At 37.5% G+C, this 18,838-nt stretch carries 20 protein-coding genes and 1 tRNA gene; 2 read left to right on the top strand and 19 right to left on the bottom strand.

From position 1 onward, the window contains the following. Positions 1-213 precede the first annotated feature (213 nt). The 3 genes from gap to IEW44_RS08850 form a co-directional block, all read right to left on the bottom strand. Complete coding sequence (gap, locus tag IEW44_RS08860; protein WP_188614693.1) at positions 214-1,224, bottom strand: type I glyceraldehyde-3-phosphate dehydrogenase; 1,011 nt, start codon at positions 1,222-1,224, stop codon at positions 214-216. 107 nt (positions 1,225-1,331) lie between these two features. Further along, positions 1,332-1,580, bottom strand: coding sequence for a glutaredoxin family protein (locus tag IEW44_RS08855; protein ID WP_188614692.1), 249 nt, complete (start codon positions 1,578-1,580; stop codon positions 1,332-1,334). A 151-nt stretch (positions 1,581-1,731) separates the two neighbouring features. Beyond that, positions 1,732-3,195 (bottom strand): DHA2 family efflux MFS transporter permease subunit, encoded by a 1,464-nt coding sequence (locus tag IEW44_RS08850; protein WP_188614691.1) that lies wholly within the window; start codon positions 3,193-3,195, stop codon positions 1,732-1,734. Positions 3,196-3,345: 150 nt separating this feature from the next. On the opposite strand from IEW44_RS08850, the gene IEW44_RS08845 reads away from it, so the two are divergent. Continuing rightward, entirely contained in the window at positions 3,346-4,215 is an 870-nt protein-coding gene (locus IEW44_RS08845; protein ID WP_188614690.1) for a TetR/AcrR family transcriptional regulator, read from the top strand. Between the two features lie 374 nt (positions 4,216-4,589). Here IEW44_RS08845 and IEW44_RS08840 read toward each other — a convergent pair. Continuing rightward, positions 4,590-4,661 (bottom strand) — tRNA-Arg (locus IEW44_RS08840). 162 nt (positions 4,662-4,823) lie between these two features. Here IEW44_RS08840 and clpP point away from each other — a divergent pair. Then, the gene (gene clpP, locus IEW44_RS08835) at positions 4,824-5,408 is read left to right on the top strand and encodes an ATP-dependent Clp endopeptidase proteolytic subunit ClpP (RefSeq protein WP_188614689.1); all 585 of its coding nucleotides are present in this window, start codon (positions 4,824-4,826) and stop codon (positions 5,406-5,408) included. A gap of 106 nt (positions 5,409-5,514) precedes the next feature. Here the strand turns inward: clpP and IEW44_RS08830 are convergent, their stop codons facing one another. The 15 genes from IEW44_RS08830 to IEW44_RS08760 all read right to left on the bottom strand — a co-directional run bounded on the left by IEW44_RS08830 (position 5,515) and on the right by IEW44_RS08760 (position 18,372). Next, positions 5,515-5,769, bottom strand: a complete 255-nt coding sequence (locus tag IEW44_RS08830) for an HPr family phosphocarrier protein (RefSeq protein ID WP_188614688.1) — start codon at positions 5,767-5,769, stop codon at positions 5,515-5,517. A gap of 16 nt (positions 5,770-5,785) precedes the next feature. Continuing rightward, entirely contained in the window at positions 5,786-6,733 is a 948-nt protein-coding gene (gene whiA, locus IEW44_RS08825) for a DNA-binding protein WhiA (protein WP_188614687.1), read from the bottom strand. Positions 6,734-6,770: 37 nt separating this feature from the next. Further along, a complete protein-coding gene (mgfK, locus tag IEW44_RS08820) occupies positions 6,771-7,763 on the bottom strand; it encodes a gluconeogenesis morphogenetic factor MgfK (RefSeq protein WP_188614686.1) in 993 nt (330 codons plus the stop codon). Between the two features lies 1 nt (position 7,764). Continuing rightward, complete coding sequence (gene rapZ / locus IEW44_RS08815; protein ID WP_188614685.1) at positions 7,765-8,649, bottom strand: RNase adapter RapZ; 885 nt, start codon at positions 8,647-8,649, stop codon at positions 7,765-7,767. 17 nt (positions 8,650-8,666) lie between these two features. Continuing rightward, positions 8,667-9,134: an 8-oxo-dGTP diphosphatase gene (locus IEW44_RS08810; protein WP_188614684.1), complete on the bottom strand. Its 468-nt coding sequence runs from the start codon at positions 9,132-9,134 to the stop codon at positions 8,667-8,669. 237 nt (positions 9,135-9,371) lie between these two features. Further along, positions 9,372-10,325 carry a thioredoxin-disulfide reductase gene (gene trxB, locus IEW44_RS08805; RefSeq protein ID WP_188614683.1) on the bottom strand — a complete coding sequence of 318 codons (954 nt, stop codon included), beginning with the start codon at positions 10,323-10,325 and terminating at the stop codon, positions 9,372-9,374. Between the two features lie 128 nt (positions 10,326-10,453). After that, the gene (locus tag IEW44_RS08800; protein ID WP_229704201.1) at positions 10,454-11,947 is read right to left on the bottom strand and encodes a tetratricopeptide repeat protein; all 1,494 of its coding nucleotides are present in this window, start codon (positions 11,945-11,947) and stop codon (positions 10,454-10,456) included. Positions 11,948-12,028: 81 nt separating this feature from the next. Continuing rightward, a complete protein-coding gene (gene hisIE, locus IEW44_RS08795; RefSeq protein WP_188614682.1) occupies positions 12,029-12,643 on the bottom strand; it encodes a bifunctional phosphoribosyl-AMP cyclohydrolase/phosphoribosyl-ATP diphosphatase HisIE in 615 nt (204 codons plus the stop codon). After that, a complete protein-coding gene (gene hisF / locus IEW44_RS08790) occupies positions 12,640-13,401 on the bottom strand; it encodes an imidazole glycerol phosphate synthase subunit HisF (RefSeq protein ID WP_188614681.1) in 762 nt (253 codons plus the stop codon). Before hisF ends, hisIE begins: the two co-directional genes overlap by 4 nt. Further along, on the bottom strand, positions 13,395-14,135 hold the full coding sequence (gene hisA / locus IEW44_RS08785; protein ID WP_188614680.1) for a 1-(5-phosphoribosyl)-5-[(5-phosphoribosylamino)methylideneamino]imidazole-4-carboxamide isomerase: 741 nt from the start codon (positions 14,133-14,135) through the stop codon (positions 13,395-13,397). Before hisA ends, hisF begins: the two co-directional genes overlap by 7 nt. Next, positions 14,132-14,728 (bottom strand): imidazole glycerol phosphate synthase subunit HisH, encoded by a 597-nt coding sequence (gene hisH, locus IEW44_RS08780; protein WP_188614679.1) that lies wholly within the window; start codon positions 14,726-14,728, stop codon positions 14,132-14,134. The genes hisA and hisH overlap by 4 nt, the downstream gene beginning before the upstream one ends. Then, positions 14,725-15,315, bottom strand: coding sequence for an imidazoleglycerol-phosphate dehydratase HisB (hisB, locus tag IEW44_RS08775; protein ID WP_188614678.1), 591 nt, complete (start codon positions 15,313-15,315; stop codon positions 14,725-14,727). The genes hisH and hisB overlap by 4 nt, the downstream gene beginning before the upstream one ends. After that, positions 15,312-16,583, bottom strand: a complete 1,272-nt coding sequence (gene hisD / locus IEW44_RS08770) for a histidinol dehydrogenase (protein WP_188614677.1) — start codon at positions 16,581-16,583, stop codon at positions 15,312-15,314. Before hisD ends, hisB begins: the two co-directional genes overlap by 4 nt. Further along, a complete protein-coding gene (gene hisG, locus IEW44_RS08765) occupies positions 16,583-17,215 on the bottom strand; it encodes an ATP phosphoribosyltransferase (RefSeq protein WP_188614676.1) in 633 nt (210 codons plus the stop codon). Before hisG ends, hisD begins: the two co-directional genes overlap by 1 nt. Beyond that, positions 17,212-18,372 (bottom strand): ATP phosphoribosyltransferase regulatory subunit, encoded by a 1,161-nt coding sequence (locus IEW44_RS08760; protein WP_188614675.1) that lies wholly within the window; start codon positions 18,370-18,372, stop codon positions 17,212-17,214. Before IEW44_RS08760 ends, hisG begins: the two co-directional genes overlap by 4 nt. Between the last annotated feature and the right edge of the window lie 466 nt (positions 18,373-18,838).

Raw genomic sequence — 18,838 nt, 5'->3', positions numbered from 1 at the left:
AAAACCTCCTTGAAATTTTTCCTAGATTAACCGTTCAATTGTATCGTAACAAATATCGTTGTTATTTGTCTTGTCATACAAAAAAGAGCAGGGTAAATTCCCTACTCTTTTTTACCCTTATACATTATAGCTGTTTGATTTTATAAAGGCTATACTTTTTATGCTATTTAACATTAATATGTCACACTTTATCAAGATTAGCGTATCACACAATTATTTTAAGCCACGCTCTACTAAATAAAGGGCTAAGTCCATTAATCTTGTAGAGTAGCCTATTTCATTATCGTACCAGGCTAATACTTTTACCATACTATTTTCTAATACCATAGTAGATAAACCATCTACTGTTGAAGAAGCATGATTGCCATTATAATCGATTGATACTAATGGTAACTCATTGTAATCTAAAATGCCTTTAAGTTCGCCAGCTGCTGCTTCTTTTAATGCTTGGTTTACATCATCTTTTGTAACACTTGTATTTAATTGTACAACTAAGTCCACACAAGAGACATTTGGTGTTGGCACACGCATCGAAAAGCCATCTAGTTTACCTTTTAATTGTGGCAGTACTTTTGACACAGCTACTGCCGCACCTGTTGTTGTTGGAATCATAGAAACCGCTCCTGCACGCGCACGACGTGGGTCAGCGTGAGGGAAATCTAAAATACGTTGGTCGTTCGTATAAGCATGAATAGTTGTCATCATACCACGTTCAATACCAAATTTTTCGTCTAACACTTTAGCTACTGGTGCTAAACAATTGGTTGTACATGAAGCATTTGAAATCACATGGTCTGTATCTGGATTGTAATCCTCATGGTTAACTCCCATCACAAAAGTTGGCATATCTCCTTTTGCTGGCGCAGATAAGATCGCTTTCTTTGCCCCTGCTTCAATATGCTTTTGCACATCTTCCATTGAACGAAACTTACCTGTACACTCTAAAACAACATCAACACCTAAGTCCCGCCATGGTAGTTTTGCAGGGTCTTTCTCTGCAAGTACTTGTACGCGTTTACCATTTACGATAAAAGCGTCATCCTCAGCTTGCACATCCTCTTCATATACACCATGTACAGAGTCATATTTTAATAAATGTGCTAATTGGTGAGCATCTGTTAAATCGTTTACTGCTACTACTTCAAACTCGTCATGCTTCATTGCTTCACGAAATACTAAGCGGCCAATACGACCAAACCCGTTGATTGCTAATTGTAGTGCCATGTAAATTCCTCCAATTTCAGCTATGTTTTGTGTAACAAGGACCAATATGTCAGACCTCTTACTTTAATTATAAATCCATTCACTATAAAAAGGAAGTATAAGACTCCTTACTTCCTTTGCTCTGCTTCTGTTAGTTGCGTTAAAAGGTCTACATAATCAATATGACCGAACATAATAATTTCATTTTGATATTCAATCACAGGTATCATCAAAAGAAATTGTTCATGCCATGCATCATTATCTTCTATATTGCGATAGACCACTTCAATATCAATCTCCTCCTGTATGAGTTGAACAATTTGTTTCCCCTCATCACAAAGAGCACAATTTGGTCTACCATAATAAATCAATGTCATATGAACTACCTCCCTACAATTATTTTACCTTGTTTTTTACACTTACAACGCCATCCATAAAAAAAGTGATAAAGGAAATTGTAATTTCCTTTATCACTTTTTTGTTTGTCATAGCTTTGGCTACCTTACGTCATAGTAAATGACTTATGCTTTACTCATGCTCCTCCATATTCGGTCGCACACGTTTAATAAATACCGTTAAACATAACGCAATTACAGTAATCCACATCGAAATATAAAAGGAATGGTTAATAGCATCTAACAATGCCTCCATACCAATCTTTGCTTGTAATGCTTCTGTCATTTGTGCACCTGATGCTACAGCATCCTGCATAAAGCTTGTCAGATTTGATTCTGTACGGTTATGCATAATCGTTAAGAGTAACGCTGTACCAATCGCACCAGTAACTTGTTGTAATGTATTATTAATTGCCGCGCCATGCGGGTTAAGCTCACGTGGCAATTGATTCAGTCCATTTGTTGAGATTGGCATCATTACCATCGACATGCCAAACATACGAATAGTATAAACAGCCATAATATAAAAGTAGCCTGTGTCTATTTTAAGTGTAGACAACATATACGTAGCTGCCACCATAATGCCTAAACCAATCATCGCCATTAATCTTGCGCCATATTTGTCAAATATTTTACCTGTAATTGGGGACATTAAGCCCATCACAACAGCACCTGGCAACATTAAGAGCCCTGCATCAAATGGCGATATGCCACGCACAGTTTGCACATATAACGGTGTTAAAATCATGCCTGAAAACATTGCCATTGAGTTCACACTTATTATGATTGATGACAATGAAAACATATTATAGCGATACACATTTAAATTTAGTAGTGGCTCCTTGAGCTTTAATTGTCGAATCACAAAGAGTACTAAAGAAATTGCACCCACAATAATTGTTGTTGCCACCCAGAAGTTAGACCAACCCTTGTCACCTGCTGAGCTAAATCCATATAAAATCCCGCCAAAACCAAGACTTGATAAAATAACAGACAGTACATCCAATGAGACTTTACGATTTGGTGTAAAGTTTTTTAGTTTAAAGAAAGCAAACACTAAACATAATACGGCAAATGGTAAAACCACTGTGAATAATGTACGCCATGTATAATGTTCAACAATCCAACCTGATAATGTTGGCCCAATCGCTGGCGCAACAATCATTACCATACCAAAGAATCCCATCGCTGTCCCACGACGCTCGATAGGAAATGCCATTAACATGACATTCATTAACAGCGGCATCATTACAGCAGAACCAGCTGCTTGTAAAAATCGACCTGTTAATAACACCCAAAAGCTCGGTGCAACAATAGCTACAGCTGTACCGACAGTAAACAAAGTCATCGCTGTAATAAATAATTTACGGTTTGTAAAACGTGTCACTAAAAACGCACTAACAGGAATTAGTACACCACTCGTGAGCATATAACCTGTAATTAGCCATTGCCCTGTTGATGGTGTTATTGAAAATTCTTCCATGATTGTTGGTAACGCAATATTTAATAATGTGTTATTTAATATTGAAATAAATGCACCAACAAATAAAATCCCTATCATAAAATAAGGGATGGGTTGTTGTTCTTTTTGCTCCATGATAAATTCCCCCACATCTCAAGTACTCCACTATTCTATACATCTAGTATAAAAAAATCAATGTTTTTGTACTTATAGTTCAACTAGCTATATTTCCCTTTTTATTTATGGCATAATACAACTAGTTAGTGATGAGAAAGGAGCGCTCACATGAATGCGCGAAAAAGAAAAGTCATTCAAGTAGCTTTACAATTATTTTTAGAGCGTGGCTATGTGCAAACATCTATTCAAGATATTATTGACCAAGCAAATATCTCAAAAGGTACGTTTTATAATTATTTTTCTTCCAAAGATGATTGTTTAATTGCGATTATTGACATTGCTCGTGAGCAAACGTCTATGCTACGTAGCGAATTACTCGTTGGGAAATCACCCAGTGATAAAGCAGTATTATTGCGCCAAATTGCAACAGGGATTCAATATAGCTCAAATCAAACTATATTACCGATTTTAGAGAGTGTATTCCAATCTAGTAATACGGAGTTAAAAGAAGCTTTGCGCAGTTATCATTTACGTGAGTTAAAATGGCTAGCGCAGCGTTTAGTAGATGTATACGGGGTTCAGATCGAACCTTTTAAATATGATATTACCATTATGTTATTTGGGAGCTTGCAAAGCTTTCAAAAAATGTGGCGAGCTGCTTCTCAAGAGCCTTTTAATATTGCAAGGGCATTACGCTTCTTATTTCAACAACTTGATGCTTGCATCCCACATATTGAAGAAGGTTTTATGACAAGAGAAATTGAACACTATATGAAACAATATATTGCAAATGAAGGTATTGATAAGCAAGAACTATTGCACGCCTTACAAGAATTATTAGATGAGCAGCGCAGCTTATCAACAGAGAGCTTTGATTTGACTAAGGGAATTTATGAGGAGTTAATTAAGACACAACCTAGCGCAGCCATCATAAGAGCATTGATTCCGAGCTTTGCTAATTCTTTTCGCAACACCTCTTATTATAACGATAGTGCTACCATCACTAATTTATTATGGCGTTACTTAGAAGAAAGTTAACATAAAAAGCGAGGTTAACATGATTTGTTAGCCTCGCTTTTTTATATGAAGTGTATTTTCGTAATAACAGGGGAATAGGTTGCAGAGCAGGCTATTCCGCCTGCCCAGCACTATTCGCTACTAGACCTTAACAGGCTGCTAAACTGTTAAGACCTCATTCATTATTCAAAAAATATATTGATTGAAACAGTAAAATGGTGTCCGCAATTCGGACATAATTAATAATAGGCAATCTACATCTAAAATGCAATGATTTTGTGTGATTTTTTTCGTATATGTCACACTTCTGTCATATTTTTTATTGTAACATGTTTTTTACGATGATGTATAACATAAAGATTGTAAATATTTTGTACACATTGAATAAAAAATTACGCCCTCGGAGGGAATCGAACCCCCAGTATAAGAACCGGAATCTTATGTGTTATCCATTACACCACGAGGGCAAAGCACTATTTAGTATAGCAAAACATCTCATGCATATTCAATAGTGATTTAATGGGTTAATTATTTGACCTTCATTGACTATTGCGTGTATGATAAATGTACCGCTTAAAGGTGTATCCCTTTTAAGCTTCATATTTCAGTTAATTTAAGGAGGATTTAACATGAATTTAATTCCTACAGTAATCGAACAAACAAACCGTGGTGAACGTGCCTACGATATTTACTCACGTCTACTTAAAGACCGTATTATTTTATTAGGTAGCGCTATTGATGATAATGTAGCGAACTCTATTGTAGCACAATTACTATTCTTACAAGCAGAAGACCCAGACAAAGATATTTCTCTTTACATTAACTCACCAGGTGGCTCTGTAACAGCAGGTATGGCCATTTATGATACCATGCAATTTATTAAACCAAAAGTACAAACGATTTGTATCGGTATGGCAGCATCAATGGGTTCATTCTTGTTAGCTGCTGGTGAAAAAGGTATGCGCTATGCATTACCAAACGCCGAAGTTATGATTCACCAACCTTTAGGTGGTGCTCAAGGGCAAGCAACTGAAATTGAAATCGCTGCTAAACATATTTTAGCAACGCGTGAAAAATTAAATAAAATTTTAGCTGAACGTACAGGTCAAGACTTAGAAACTATTGCACGTGATACAGATCGCGACAATTATATGACAGCTGAGCAAGCAAAGAACTATGGCTTAATTGACCACGTAATGGAAGCAGATCAATAATAATACAAAAAGGGAGTCGCATATGTGCGACTCCCTTTTTATTATGTATCCTAGTAGGTGGTAATAAAAATACGCTAAAACCATCTGTGATTCTAGCGCGCTCTTTTTATTCAACAACAATTAAAGCGGTTAAAGCTTCTACTGCTGCTTGCTCATCATCACCATCTGCTGCTAATGTAATCGTGGTGTTTTTTGCAATGGCTAAACTCATCACACCCATAATTGACTTAGCATTTACACGTTTTCCTTCTTTTTCTAAATATACTTCTGAACGAAAACGGTTAGCTTCTTGCACAAAATGAGCGGCTTGACGAGCCTGAAGCCCTAATTTTAACTTTACTTGTACTTGCTTTTCATACATTTGTTATTACTCCCTTCTAACGATATGTGCCTTCCCCGCGGCGTAATGAATCTGCTATTTCATCCAATTTACGTAAACGATGATTAACACCTGACTTACTTACTGCACCTGTTGATAGCATATCACCTAACTCTTTTAATGTTACCTCCTGATGTTCAACACGTAAACGTGCAATCTCTCGTAAACGTTCTGGTAATTGATCAATGCCAATTGTTTCATCAATATAGCGAATGTTTTCCACTTGACGCAATGCTGCACCAATTGTTTTATTTAGATTCGCTGTCTCACAATTTACGATGCGGTTAACACTGTTTCTCACATCTCGTAAAATGCGTACATCCTCAAACTTCATCATAGCCTGGTGTGCACCCACTAAGCTTAAAAAGTCGGATATTTTTTCGGCTTCCTTTAAATACGTAACAAATCCTTTTTTACGCTCGATTGTTTTGGCATTCAAATGAAATGTATTCATCAAATTCATTAACGCTTCACTATGTTCTTTATAAAGTGAATATACCTCTAAATGATACGCACTTGTTTCAGGATTATTAACGGAACCACCTGCTAAAAATGCACCTCGTAAATAGGCTCTTTTTTGCATTGTCTTTGGTATTAAAGCTGGTTCGATACTATTATTAAACTGAAAATCATCTGTTAAAATATACAAATCTGCCAATAATTCACGTGCACCTTCACGCACTCGACAAATATAAACATTATTTTTTTTCAGTCGCATTTTCCTTCTAACTAGTAACTCTACATTATAAGGATATAACTTTTTCATACTACTGTATAAGCGTCTTGCAATCGCTGCATTTTCAGTTTGTACATCCAAACTTAATTGACGATTAGAAAAAGAGAGTGAGCCGTTCATGCGAATGAGTGCAGATATTTCTGCCTTTGTACACGTTAAATCTGTTTCAATTAACGTGAGTTCCTTCTTTGTTTCAGAAGCGAATGACATGAGTAACCCTCCTCTCAACATTTTACCTTTTAGTTTATCATAAAACGCGGCTTTTATTACGCGATATTTTATTTTCTCTAATCATATATTCATACATCCACTGTGCAACAACAGTAGCTTGGTGGCAAAGTGTCCCCTCTCGAATCATAGCGATATCCTTTTTAATCACTTTAATCCCTAAATCTTCTAGCCTGTGTTCATCATAGGTCACAGGCTTCACTTGTCCGATTGAACACAATGTTTTTAATAATTGGGATTGCTCTAAGTCATTGACTAACACAGCATCAATAAAAGGCTTACCCACATGGTCATGTACCGCTTTAATATGGGCTTCCGCATTATAACCAATCGTTTCACCCAATTGTGTCATAAGATTGCAAATATATAGTTTAGGTGCCTTTGCACAAAGGATGGCCTCTCTTATTTCTTTTACTAAGAGATTAGGGATAATGCTTGTATACAAACTCCCTGGACCTAGCACAATTAACTCCGCTCGCTCAATGGCACGAATAGCTGCTGGTAGCGGTTTCACATTTTCCGGCTCTAATGTAATGCGTTTGATAGGTACTTGTGCATCCGGGATTTTTGATTCCCCTACGATGGTAGTACCATCTATTAACTCTGCATGTAACGTTACCTTTTTATTAGCTGCTGGTACTACATGACCATTGACTTGAAAGACACGACTCATCTCACTAATAGCATAACTAAAATCGCCCGTAATATCTGTAAGCGCAGCCAACATAAGGTTACCTAAAGAATGTCCTTTTAAATCATCCGATTGCTCAAAACGATATTGGAACATTTCTTCAATTAAAGGTTCTACATCTGAGAGCGCAGCAATGACATTGCGTACATCTCCTGGAGGCGGAATATCATAATTATCACGTAAACGTCCTGAAGAACCACCATCATCAGCTACGGTAACAATCGCTGTAATATCAAACGGGAAATTCTTCAAACCTCTAAGTAACGTAGATAGCCCTGTGCCGCCACCGATTACAACAATACGAATCGGGTTTTTTCTCATCTTACACCTTCTTTCTGCGTTCAATATCACGATGGGTAACCACAGTATGCTCATCAGTAGCTAACACCTTGCCAAAATACTCGGCTAATGTAACCGAACGATGTTGACCACCCGTACAGCCAAAAGCAATGACTAACTGTGACTTACCTTCCTCCTTATATAAGGGAATCATAAAATGAAATAGATCTTTAAGTTTGGCAATCAACTCTTCCGTTTCGGCTAATGCTAGCACGTAGGAGGATACTTCAGTTTGTAAACCTGTTTTATGACGCAACTCTTCCACATAATAGGGATTTTTTAAAAAACGTACGTCAAAAACTAAGTCAGCATCTATCGGCATTCCATGTTTAAAACCGAATGACATCACATTAATCGTAAAAACAGGTGTCGTTAAACTGGCAAACTCATGTGTAATTTTTTCTCTTAATTCTCTAGGTTTCATATGCGAAGTATTGTAAACAGAATCTGCTCGTCCTTTAACTTCAGCTAATAACTCACGTTCTTTTTCAATTCCTTCTAATGGCAACCCATTTGGTGCTAACGGATGCGAACGCCTTGTCTCTTTGTAGCGACGCACTAATGTAGCATTTGTCGCATCTAAGTATAAAATACGTACTTCAATATCTTCATCGCTTAATAATTCGTCTAATGCTGCAATAAGTTCATCAAAAAAAACGCCGCCACGCATATCCATCACAGCTGCAATCCTAAAATTATATTTATCTGAGCTGCGCAATAGTGTTAAAAAAGTAGGCAGTAATACAGGTGGTAAATTATCAATACAGTAATAACCTAAATCTTCAAAACTTTGAATAGCTACTGTACGACCCGCACCTGACATACCTGTAATAATTACTAATTCATTTGATGTATATTGGGCTTCCAACTTTGCTACATCTCCTTTTACTTTTCCTTTGATAGTTGAATACGTTCACTCAGTAAATCAAATGCTTCTGTATATTCGAATGTGCCATATTGCATACCTTCTTGCGTTGCAGCAAAGCATAAATTTGTACGATCTCCTTCTGCCATAGGTAGCTCATTTAAGTCTTGTATGGGATGCCAGGCTAGTGTACCTTCCCTTGTTTCAGTGAAAGGCTCACCTTCAATATCATAAGCGACAAATGTATAAAGCATCCATTCGTCTATAACATCATCACCATCTTTAATAACCATTGTGTAGGTGCCTTTAAGATGTGCATCTTTTGCTGTTAAATTTGTCTCCTCAAAAAATTCACGCGTAGCCGCCTCATAAATCGATTCGCCATTCTCCATTTTTCCTCCTGGTGCTACGTACCATCCTCTGCGTGGTTTTTGTAATAATAGTACTTGTTGATCTTTTATAGCAAGCAAATTTGCAATGCGTTGCATAATAAGACACCTCCTAACAATTTCATACATTTCATTATACCAAGTTTTTTAGATGATACCAAAAAAGAGGTCACTACCGCTTATTGGTAGTGACCTAAAAAATTACTTAAAACAAAAGGGGGATAATTCGTTACCCCTTTATTATAATGGTTCTTCGTTACAAACGAATTACAATAACGTAAATATTATATTACATTTTTTACATTTACATCAGTTAAAACTTGAAAATACTGTTATTTATACTAAACTGTACTTTTCTTTTAACTCTTCAACATAACCTTGTGCAGCTTGTGCAGCAATACTACCATCACCTGTTGCTGTAACAATTTGACGTAACATTTTTTCGCGCACGTCGCCAGCTGCATAAATACCTGGTACAGTAGTCTCCATATTTTCGTTCGTTTCGATGTAGCCATTTTCATTTAAAATGCCTAAGCTTGCAAATGGTTTTGTAAGTGGTAACATCCCCACATAAACAAAAATACCATCTGTTTTTAGTTCTGTTTCTGAACCATCTTGTGTATCTACCACGGTCAAGCTCTCTACTTTATCCTCTGCATTACCATTTACTTGTTTTACTGTTTTATTCCAAATAAAACTCATTTTTTCATTAGCAAATGCGCGGTCTTGAAGGATTTTTTGAGCGCGTAATTTATCACGTCTGTGTACAACTGTTACTTTACTTGCAAAACGTGTTAAATACATACCTTCTTCAACGGCTGAGTCACCGCCACCTACCACGATTAATTCTTTATCTTTAAAGAATGCACCATCACATACTGCACAGTAACTTACGCCACGTCCTGTAAGTTCTTGTTCACCAGGTACACCCATTTTTTTGTACTCTGCACCTGTTGAGATAATAATCGTGCGTGTTTTATATGCTTTACCGCCTGATTTAATTGTTTTATATTCTTCACCATCAATGATTTCTGTTACGTCACCGTAAGCATACTCTGCACCGAATTTTTTAGCGTGTTCAAACATTTTAGTTGAAAGGTCTGGCCCTAAAATATGGTCATAGCCGGGGTAGTTCTCTACTTCCTCTGTGCTTGCCATTTGTCCACCTGGCATACCTCTTTCAAGCATTAATGTAGTTAAGTTTGCTCGAGATGTATATACCGCTGCTGTCATACCTGCTGGACCTGCACCAATAATGATTACATCATAAATTTTTTCTTCTGTTGACATATTAATTTTGCCCCTTTCAAATGGTCATGCATACATTTTAACGCAACCATCTTATTAAGTCATTTACTTGATACTTTCACTTTAATTCATTGTGGGAAGTAATTCAAATAATATGCCTATAGGGGTATTTAATGTGGTAAGTAAGATAATAGTTCGTCAATATATTTATTTAACGTAGCTGGACTAATACCATACTTTAAAGCAATCGCTTTTTTCGTTACTGCTTCATCATGAGCTAATAAAAATAAATATTCATTAGCGGCTGCTATTGCTGTAGCATTTTTAAAGGCATAACCTTGATGTAAGGCATGCTCATACACAGCAAACCATAATTGAAACATAGGTAACACACTAAAATTCATAGTGTCTTGATGCTCATATAAAATCTCTGCTACTTCTGTTGCACGTAAAAAAGCTTTTTCTAATGGACTTTGATCAAAGGTATGCCCTAGTAAGTGTGCGAGATACATTTTTTCTAATTCATCATATTGTTCAATATTAACATTAGACGGATCTCCTAATAGCTCTATCTTAAACGGTGATTTACTTGCTAAAAACAACCCTAATAAACGATCACTTGAAAACTGACTACTTAGCTTTTCTTCAATAAAAGTAAGATGTTCGGTTGTCAATTGTTCTTTATCTTCGGCAACTTCCCATGGTGCTAATGCCTCTTTAGTAGGATCTAGTTCTACAAGCATTTCCCAGGCTTTTTTAGCTTGTCTTTCATGCCCCGTATGGTATGCAGCATAAGCTAACCAAAAATAATACCCTGTATCCCCTTCAAAATGATGCTTTTGCATACTATATAACCAATGATAAGCCTCATCATACTCACCAATCAGTGCTAACGTAGCTCCTAACTTATAACGATTCTCAAACGCATATGGCTGGATTTTCTTTAATAAGGCAATGTGATGACGTAATTGTTCCATGTCTTTATCATAATAAGCAATGACCGTTTGATTACAAATCGCATGAATATTTCCAGCATCATTACGCAATACGGTTTGCAACGCTTCTTTGGCATCCTCTGTAGCACCTACATAAAAGTAAGCTAACGCTAAATTGTTATAAGCCGACCAAAAGGTTGGAAATGCTGCGATAATATCTTCTAACACATTAATTGCCTGCTCAAAATCCCCTTGCTCCATTAAGACTCTCGCTTTTTCTTGCGCACGCAATTCTTCTGTTGATTGTTCTTCCTGCTCTGCTTCAAAGTCGAAGAAAGCTAAAATATCTAAGGCATCTTCCGCATAGATGCCATCCGGTGACATATCTAAATAAAGCTCTGCATATTGTTTAGCTTCTTGCATCAAGCCTAAACAGCCTGCGCTCTCTGCTTTGAAAAACACAATATCAGCATGTGCCGAATCTAATGTATAGGCTTGTGAAATATAATCATAAGCTTCTTTAAATTGTTGAGAACCTAAACATAAAATACTTAATTGTAATAAAATTTGTGCATCGTCTGGCGCTAAATGATGCGCACGTAATAAATACGTATGTGCCTTTTCATTTTGCCCAAATAATAAGGCATCCATCGCTTTTGTATAGTAAAGGTCACTGCTTGGAAGAAATGAAATGACATTATTTTTTATTGTTGGTTTTTTATTTTCCAATCATTTTTCCTCCGAAAACAAGAAATAAGGAACGTGCAACACGTTCCTTTAAAAGTTAATCTTCATTATACCATACGTTTATTATTTTTCCTCATGACGTTTTTCTAATACTTGTAATACATCAAAGAAACTCACCTTTTGCTCTTGTAAAAGCACTAATAAATGATAAATCAAATCTGCTGCTTCCCACTTTACTTCTTCAGCATCGCGATTTTTAGCGCCAATCACTACTTCTGTAGCTTCCTCCCCCACTTTTTTACAAATCTTATCAATACCTTCTGTAAATAAATAGGTTGTGTAGGCACCCGCTGGCATCTCTTTCTCACGTTTTTCAATAACTGTCATTAAATAAGGTAAAATACCAACTGAACCAACATCGCTGTTCTCTTGTAATGTTTCAGTAAAACAAGACGTTGTTCCTTTATGACAAGCAGGCCCTTTTGGCATCACTTCCACAACAATGGCATCTTGGTCACAGTCTGTACGTACACTCACCACTTGTTGGGTGTGACCACTTGTTGCTCCTTTATGCCAAAGCTCCTGTCTTGAACGGCTATAAAACCACGTCTCACCCGTTTCTAATGTTTTATTCAAAGACGCTTCATTCATATAGGCTACTGTTAATACCTCTTTTGTTCTTGCATCTTGTACAACTGCTGGGACAAGCCCTGTTTCGTCAAATGTAATAGCTATCATCGTATATTAACTCCTTTATCACGTAAAAACTGTTTTACCTCTCGCACGCTTGTTTCCTTGTAGTGGAATATAGACGCAGCTAATGCGGCATCTGCATCAACCTCTCCTGTTAACACGTCATAAAAATCTTGTGCATTACCTGCACCACCACTAGCAATGACAGGCACGTTTACTGCTTCACGCACTGCTTTTGTTACATGTAAATCAAATCCTGATTTTTCTCCGTCACGATTCATGCTTGTTAATAAAATTTCACCCGCACCTAATTTAGTTGCTTCTATTGCCCAGTCAACAACAGCCCATTGTGTTTTATTGCGTCCACCATGTGTATATACCATCCATGTTTGGTCATCTTCACTGTATTTTGCATCAATAGCAATCACTATACATTGATTGCCAAACTTTTCAGCACCATCTTTAATTACATTAGGGTTATCTAAGGCTGCTGTATTCATAGACACTTTATCTGCGCCTGCACGTAAAATACGTTCAATATCATCTACTGTACGAATACCACCACCTACTGTGAATGGGATCGTTAACGTCTTTGCGGTTTGTTTCACTACCTCTACCATTGTTGCGCGCCCCTCATGTGAGGCTGAAATATCAAGAAAAACAAGCTCATCGGCACCTTGTTCATCATAATATTTTGCTAATGCTACAGGGTCACCAGCATCACGGAGACCAACAAACTGAATACCTTTTACAACACGGCCATCTTTTACATCTAAACATGGAATAATTCTCTTAGTTAACATGTCTGTGCCTCCTCAAGCGCAGCTTTCAATGTAAAGCGATTAGCATATAAGGCTTTACCAATAATAACACCGCTCACTGTAGCATGGTTCGCTGCCTCTTTTACAGCTGTGATATCGGCTAACGAGCTAATGCCACCTGATACAATGATAGAAGCATTTGTTGCCTCGGCTAGCGCGATGTTAGCGGCGATATTAGGGCCTTGTAACGTACCATCTGTCGCAATATCTGTAAATATAAAATGTTTAGCTCCTTGTTGTGCGAAGTATTGCCCCATTTCAATCGCTGTTTTATTTGATGTTTCTAGCCAGCCATGTGTTGCTACCATGCCATCCTTCGCATCTAAACCAATTACAATACGGTCAGCTCCAAATGTTTGGATCATTTTAGCTACCCGCTCTGGCTCACGAATAGCCAAGCTACCAATGATAACGCGTGCTACGCCATGCGCCAAGTAATAGGCGACATCCGCCTCATCTCGAATGCCACCGCCAATCTGTACTTGCATAGGTAATTCTTTAGCTACACGAATAACCTCCTCCGCATGTACACGTTGCCCATCCTTAGCCCCGTCTAAATCAACCATATGAATATATGTTGCGCCTGCTTCAGCAAATTGCTTAGCCATCTCAAAAGGCGAGTCACCATAAATCGTTTCTTGTTCATAATCGCCTTTAAATAGACGGACACATTTGCCTCCGCGCATATCAATTGCTGGATAAATTTCAATTGTCATTTTGCCACTTCCTTTAGCCATTGTTTCAATAAAGCGGTGCCTAAATCACCTGATTTTTCAGGGTGAAATTGCATACCTGTAATATGTTTATGTTGCACAATTGCAGGTACTTGAATATTTGCATAATCTGCACTTGCCATTAAATCTTGCTCATTTATGTGTGATGCATAAAATGAATGTACAAAGTAGACATAATCCGTCTCACTTTCTACGTACGATTTATGCCATTGTAATTGATTCCACCCCATGTGAGGAATGCGTGATTGCGTCACATCAAATTTTTGAATGATTCCTTGTAATAAGCCTAACCCTTCTGTTAACTGCCCTTCATTACTACTCTCAAACAATAACTGCATACCTAAACAAATTCCTAGTAATGGTTTCTTTTGCACTTGCAAAAACGTTACAAAGTTTTTGTTAGATAACTGTTTCATTGCATCAGGAAATGCACCAACACCAGGCAAAATCAAAGCATCTGTTTGCTGTAAAACTGCGATATCATCCGAGATCACAGGTGTGCAACCAAGGCGCTTTAATGCCTCGGCCACACTAAATAAGTTACCCAGTCCATAATCGATAATGCCTATATTCATCCCAACAACCCCTTTGTTGATGGTACACCTTTCACTCGAGGGTCAATTTGAATAGCCATATCAATTGCACGTGCTAAAGCTTTAAAAACAGCTTCAATAATATGATGTGTATTATGACCGTATGGAACGATAACGTGGACATTCATACGCGCTTCAAGTGCAAACTTCCATAAAAATTCATGTACTAACTCCGTATCAAATGTGCCAACTTTTTGTTTTAACTCTGGTACACGATATTCTAAATGTGGGCGATTTGAAAAATCAACAACAACTTGTGCTAATGCATCATCCATTGGTACAAAGGCATTACCATAACGTTTAATCCCTTTTTTATCACCAAGTGCTTCACGCACTGCCTGCCCTAACACAATCCCTAAGTCCTCGGTTGTGTGGTGGTCATCAATATGTACATCACCGTTGGCCACGATTGTGCCATCCATTACCCCGTGTTTAATAAACAAATCAAGCATGTGATCCATGAAAGGCACGCCTGTCTCAATCTTTGCCACACCTTCACCGTCAAGGTTAAGCTCAATGGCTACTTGTGTTTCACTTGTTGTACGTGATATTTTAGCTGAACGTGTCATTTTTTCCATCCTCTCGATTCTACTGCTCTAGCATGCCCCTCTAGCCCTTCTAGACGTGCTAGACGTGCAATTTTAGGTGCATTTTCTTGCCATGTTTTTTGAGAATAATAAACTACACTGGATTTTTTAATAAAATCATCCACACTCAAGCCACTTGCAAAACGTGCTGTGCTATTAGTAGGCAATACATGATTTGTACCAGCAAAATAATCACCCACTGGCTCTGAACTATAACGCCCTATAAAAATACCACCAGCATGTTTAATTTTGGCTGCGACCTCTTCGGCATGCTCTGTCATAATTTCTAAATGTTCTGGTGCTAAACTATTGACCGCTTTAATCGCTTCTTCTATTGTTGCTGTCACATATACCTTGCCTAATTGCTCGATAGCTTGACGTGCAATTGCTTCACGTGGCAATTGTGTAAGTTGTTGTTCTACTTGTTGCACAACTTCTTGCGCTAACTTTATGCTCGTAGTAACTAAAATCGCACAGGATAGCGGGTCATGTTCTGCCTGTGAAAGTAAATCCGCTGCTACTTCATCAGCATAAGCTGTTTCATCTGCAATAATAGCAATCTCACTTGGACCAGCAATCATATCAATGGCTACCTCACCAAACACCTCACGCTTAGCTAATGCTACAAAAATATTGCCTGGACCTGTGATTTTGTCAACGGCTTGTATGCTCTCTGTACCATAAGCGAGTGCTGCAATCGCTTGTGCCCCACCAACTTTATAAATCTCTGTAATACCGAGTAAATGTGCAGCAACTAATACACCTTGTGGTAACAGCCCTTCTTGATTAGCTGGTGACGTAATAACAATACGTTCAACACCAGCAACTTGTGCAGGTATCACATTCATTAACACACTTGAAGGATAGGCTGCTGTCCCACCTGGCACATATAAACCAACAGCATCTAATGCCGTCACTTTTTGTGCAAGGTAAGAGCCGTCCGCTAACGGCATTGTAAAACCTTGACGCACTTGTTGCTCATGGTACGCACGAATATTTTTAGCAGCTTCTTGTAAGTCTTGATACAACTCACGATCAAATGTATCAACTGCTGTTGCAATCTCCTCTGTTGTGACTTTTAAGTTATTAAGTGTGAAACCATCCCATTTTTTCGTATACATACGTACCGCTACATCACCCTGTGTACGCACATCTTCTATTACTTGGCGCACCGTTTGCAACTGTGCTTCATTACCTTTTTCTAATGCCCGCTTTAGAGAAATATCTTGTTGTAATTGTTCAATTTTCATTAATCATTCTCCTTTACGGTTTGTTTTAAACGCGCCGCTAAATCTAAAATTCGAGAAGCTTTCATACGATAACTCACTGGGTTGGCAATAAGTCTAGACGAAATATCCGCAATATGTTCATATTCTACAAGCCCATTTTCTTTTAATGTACGCCCTGTAGAAACAATATCAACAATGCGGTCAGCCAAGCCAATCATTGGCGCAAGTTCAATTGAGCCATTTAACTCGATAATCTCCACTTGCTCACCAATACCTTTATAATATTTCATCGCAATATGTGGGTATTTAGTGGCGATACGTGGTGCAACTTCATCCATTGTCGTCTGCGGTAGCCCAGCCGATGCAATATAGCAACTGCTAATTTTTAAATCTAGCAACTCATGCACTTCTCTTTGTTGCTCTAGTAAAACATCTTTCCCTGCAATGCCAATATCCGCAACACCATGTTCAACATAAACAGGTACATCCATCGGTTTAGCTAAAATAAAGCGGATATGCTCCTCTGGAATTTCAATCATCAACTTGCGTGACATTTCAACTTCTGCTGGTAGATTAAAGCCAGCTTCAATGAGCATTTGATAGGCCTCTTCAAAAATACGCCCTTTAGGCATCGCAATCGTTAGTTCGCTCATTGTATTTCACCATCCTTTGTTACTACAATAACGCGTTCATATAAGGCATGCATGTCTTCGCATACTTCACTTTTATTTTGTAATGTCGTGTGATAGCCTTGTGCTCTTAATTGCTTAGTTTGTTGTAGAGCTGCTCCAAATGCTTCAGCGTCAAAAAGAACGAGCACATTTTGCTTTTCTATAGTCGGAAGGGGTAAAATTTCTAATAATCTGTCCACACGAATGCCAAACCCTGTTGCTCCTGTAGCAACGCCAAATTCATGTAATAAGCCATCATAACGCCCACCATTACCAAGAGCAAAGCCGCTACCACTCGCAAATACTTCAAATAACATACCTGTGTAATAATTCATATGACTTGATAAGGTAAAATCAAAATCAATATAATCAGCTAGCTCTGCCACGTCTAGTAAATTGGCTAGTTCTCGCATATATTGCAATGCTTCATTTTTACGTACATATTTTTCAATCTCTTCTAATCGAGTCAGATTCGTTGCTTCGTTAATAAATTGCATCAAAGCATCCGATTTGGCCTTCGGTAAGTCGAATGATTCCACCGCTTCTTCAAAACCTACATAATTACGCTTTACTAGTAATTCACGTAATTGTGCGGCTTCTTCAGCACTTTCTGTATAATCTGTTAATACACATTGTAAAATACCTGCATGGCCAATTGTAATTTTAAATTCCTGTAATCCAATGGCTTGTAACAACTCTATCGCTGTCGCAATTACTTCTGCATCTGCAAATACAGTAGTATCACCGATTAACTCAATCCCCATTTGTTCAAACTCAGCGGGGCGCCCTCCTTCAAACTCTTGTGCACGAAAAACATTAGCAAAATATGCAAGACGTAACGGTGTTTTTTCTTTTAATAATTTTGAAGAGGCAACACGAATAATAGGTGTTGTCATATCAGGTCGCAATACTAATGTATTACCTTGATTATCAAATAATTTAAATAGTGAAGCATCTTGAATGGCAGATGCTCGCCCAATCGTGTCGTAATATTCGACACTAGGCGTTTTAATAAAATCATAACCTCTTATTTGTAGAAAATGTTTTGTCACTTCTCTTATTTTTTCTGTTTTATTAAAGATTTGTGGGAATGTATCACGCATTCCTAACGGTTTTTCAAACATTTTAATTGAAGACATTGCACTCATCCTTACTTTTTACTTTAGTTCACTAGAGAATTAGAACGTTAAAGTAATTTTAAATGAAAAACTACATTTAGTCAATGACAAACGTATGATTATTCTGTAAATTCATTATCGCATAAATTTCTCATTTTGAGATTGCCAATTGTTGTCCAATTCATGAAAGACATAAAAAGAATCCCCTAACGAATGGGCACTCTCTCTAATAGTTTAATGTAGTTGTATACTCACTTTTCGCATAAGGAAAACGAGCCAAGCTAAAATAATAACATCCATAATAAATACCTGCTAAAGCAATGGCACCAACATAATAACCTACAAAAACACCATCAAATACAGCATTTCATCCATACAATACTATAGCAATAATAGCGGTCATGATAGTTGCCACATCACTTTCCATAATGAACCTGTTAAAATAAATTGTTTTTCTTTTGAGCTTTCATCTAACCTCTCTTTAATT

This window comes from Lysinibacillus alkalisoli (assembly GCF_014643595.1).
Classification (GTDB): Bacteria; Bacillota; Bacilli; order Bacillales_A; family Planococcaceae; genus Metalysinibacillus; species Metalysinibacillus alkalisoli.
This window is presented reverse-complemented; position numbering and strand designations above follow the sequence as displayed.

What these genes read in the sequence shown, in the direction of transcription:
- mgfK (WP_188614686.1), bottom strand. Translation starts at nt 7,763, where the DNA reads ATGAGAAAAAACCCGATTCGTATTGTTGTAATCGGTGGCGGCACAGGG.
- gap (WP_188614693.1), bottom strand. Translation starts at nt 1,224, where the DNA reads ATGGCACTACAATTAGCAATCAACGGGTTTGGTCGTATTGGCCGCTTA.
- IEW44_RS08810 (WP_188614684.1), bottom strand. Translation starts at nt 9,134, where the DNA reads ATGCAACGCATTGCAAATTTGCTTGCTATAAAAGATCAACAAGTACTA.
- IEW44_RS08845 (WP_188614690.1), top strand. Translation starts at nt 3,346, where the DNA reads ATGAATGCGCGAAAAAGAAAAGTCATTCAAGTAGCTTTACAATTATTT.
- IEW44_RS08855 (WP_188614692.1), bottom strand. Translation starts at nt 1,580, where the DNA reads ATGACATTGATTTATTATGGTAGACCAAATTGTGCTCTTTGTGATGAG.
- IEW44_RS08830 (WP_188614688.1), bottom strand. Translation starts at nt 5,769, where the DNA reads ATGTATGAAAAGCAAGTACAAGTAAAGTTAAAATTAGGGCTTCAGGCT.
- whiA (WP_188614687.1), bottom strand. Translation starts at nt 6,733, where the DNA reads ATGTCATTCGCTTCTGAAACAAAGAAGGAACTCACGTTAATTGAAACA.
- hisIE (WP_188614682.1), bottom strand. Translation starts at nt 12,643, where the DNA reads ATGATAGCTATTACATTTGACGAAACAGGGCTTGTCCCAGCAGTTGTA.
- IEW44_RS08850 (WP_188614691.1), bottom strand. Translation starts at nt 3,195, where the DNA reads ATGGAGCAAAAAGAACAACAACCCATCCCTTATTTTATGATAGGGATT.
- hisD (WP_188614677.1), bottom strand. Translation starts at nt 16,583, where the DNA reads ATGAAAATTGAACAATTACAACAAGATATTTCTCTAAAGCGGGCATTA.
- hisB (WP_188614678.1), bottom strand. Translation starts at nt 15,315, where the DNA reads ATGACACGTTCAGCTAAAATATCACGTACAACAAGTGAAACACAAGTA.
- trxB (WP_188614683.1), bottom strand. Translation starts at nt 10,325, where the DNA reads ATGTCAACAGAAGAAAAAATTTATGATGTAATCATTATTGGTGCAGGT.
- hisG (WP_188614676.1), bottom strand. Translation starts at nt 17,215, where the DNA reads ATGAGCGAACTAACGATTGCGATGCCTAAAGGGCGTATTTTTGAAGAG.
- clpP (WP_188614689.1), top strand. Translation starts at nt 4,824, where the DNA reads ATGAATTTAATTCCTACAGTAATCGAACAAACAAACCGTGGTGAACGT.
- IEW44_RS08760 (WP_188614675.1), bottom strand. Translation starts at nt 18,372, where the DNA reads ATGTCTTCAATTAAAATGTTTGAAAAACCGTTAGGAATGCGTGATACA.
- hisH (WP_188614679.1), bottom strand. Translation starts at nt 14,728, where the DNA reads ATGAATATAGGCATTATCGATTATGGACTGGGTAACTTATTTAGTGTG.
- hisF (WP_188614681.1), bottom strand. Translation starts at nt 13,401, where the DNA reads ATGTTAACTAAGAGAATTATTCCATGTTTAGATGTAAAAGATGGCCGT.
- hisA (WP_188614680.1), bottom strand. Translation starts at nt 14,135, where the DNA reads ATGACAATTGAAATTTATCCAGCAATTGATATGCGCGGAGGCAAATGT.